Here is a 1,585-nt window from a genome sequence, read left to right as displayed (position 1 = left end):
CCATGGAGCGCGGACACCGCTGCGTTTCCTCAGAAGTCCATGCCGCCACCCGGCATTGCCGGAACTGCGGGTTCCTTCTTCGGCTTCTCGGCAACCATCGCTTCCGTCGTTACCAGCAGGCCGGCAACCGATGCCGCATCCTGGAGCGCGGTCCGCACCACCTTCACCGGATCGATGACGCCCTCGTTGTAGAGGTCGCCGAACGCATTGGTCTGTGCGTTCCAGCCCCAGCCGAAATCCGGTTTCTCACGTAGCTTGCCGACGATGATCGAACCTTCCGCGCCGGCGTTCTCGGCGATCTGTCGCACGGGCGCCTCGAGCGCGCGGCGCACGATCTCGATACCGTGCTTCTGGTCCTCATTTTCGGCCTGCACACTGTCCAGTGCCTTGGCCGCACGCAGAAGCGCCACGCCGCCACCTGGCAACACGCCTTCCTCGACCGCAGCGCGCGTCGCATGCATGGCATCGTCGACGCGGTCCTTGCGTTCCTTGACCTCGATCTCGGTCGAGCCGCCGACGCGGATGACGGCGACGCCGCCAGCGAGCTTGGCCAGCCGCTCCTGCAGCTTTTCCTTGTCGTAGTCGGAGGTAGTCTCCTGGATCTGCGCCTTGATCTGGCTGATGCGGCCCTGGATCTCGCTCTTCGAGCCGGCGCCGTCCACGATGGTGGTGTTCTCCTTCTCGATCACCACCTTCTTGGCGCGGCCGAGCATGTTGAGCGTGACGTTTTCGAGCTTGATACCGAGATCTTCCGAGATCGCGGTGCCGCCGGTGAGGATGGCAATATCCTCTAGCATCGCCTTGCGGCGATCGCCAAAGCCGGGTGCCTTGACGGCCGCGACCTTGAGGCCTCCGCGCAGCTTGTTGACGACCAGCGTCGCCAACGCCTCACCCTCGACATCCTCGGCGATGATCAGCAGCGGTTTGGACGACTGCACCACAGCCTCCAGCACCGGCAGTAGTGCCTGCAGGTTGGACAACTTCTTCTCGTGGATCAGCACGTAAGGCTCTTCGAGCTCCACGCGCATCTTGTCCTGGTTGGTGATGAAATACGGGCTGAGATAGCCGCGGTCGAACTGCATGCCTTCGACAACTTCCAGTTCGGTTTCCGCGGTTTTCGCTTCCTCGACCGTAATCACGCCCTCATTGCCGACCTTCTGCATCGCCTCGGCGAGGAAGCGGCCGATTTCGACATCGCCATTGGCCGAGATGGTGCCGACCTGGGCGATCTCGTCATTTTTGGTCACCTTACGGGCGTTGGTCTTCAACTCCTGGACAATCGCCTCGACGGCCTTGTCGATGCCGCGCTTCAGGTCCATCGGGTTCATCCCCGAGGCGACGGCCTTCGCCCCTTCCTTGACGATCGCCTGGGCGAGCACCGTTGCGGTCGTGGTGCCGTCACCGGCGATATCGCTGGTTTTCGAGGCAACCTCGCGCACCATCTGCGCTCCCATGTTCTCGAACTTGTCCTCGAGCTCGATTTCCTTGGCGACGGTGACGCCGTCCTTGGTGATGCGCGGCGCACCAAACGACTTGTCGATGACGACGTTACGGCCCTTGGGGCCGAGGGTGACCTTCACCGCAT

General features: G+C 62.8%; 1 protein-coding gene. It reads right to left on the bottom strand.

Annotated features, from left to right (window positions below):
- Positions 1-29: 29 nt before the first annotated feature.
- Positions 30-1,585 (bottom strand): chaperonin GroEL (gene groL / locus AC04SI_RS33255; RefSeq protein ID WP_488475724.1); only part of this gene is annotated, 1,556 nt, incomplete at its 5' end.

The organism is Mesorhizobium sp. CNPSo 4689 (genome assembly GCF_057784325.1).
This window is presented reverse-complemented; position numbering and strand designations above follow the sequence as displayed.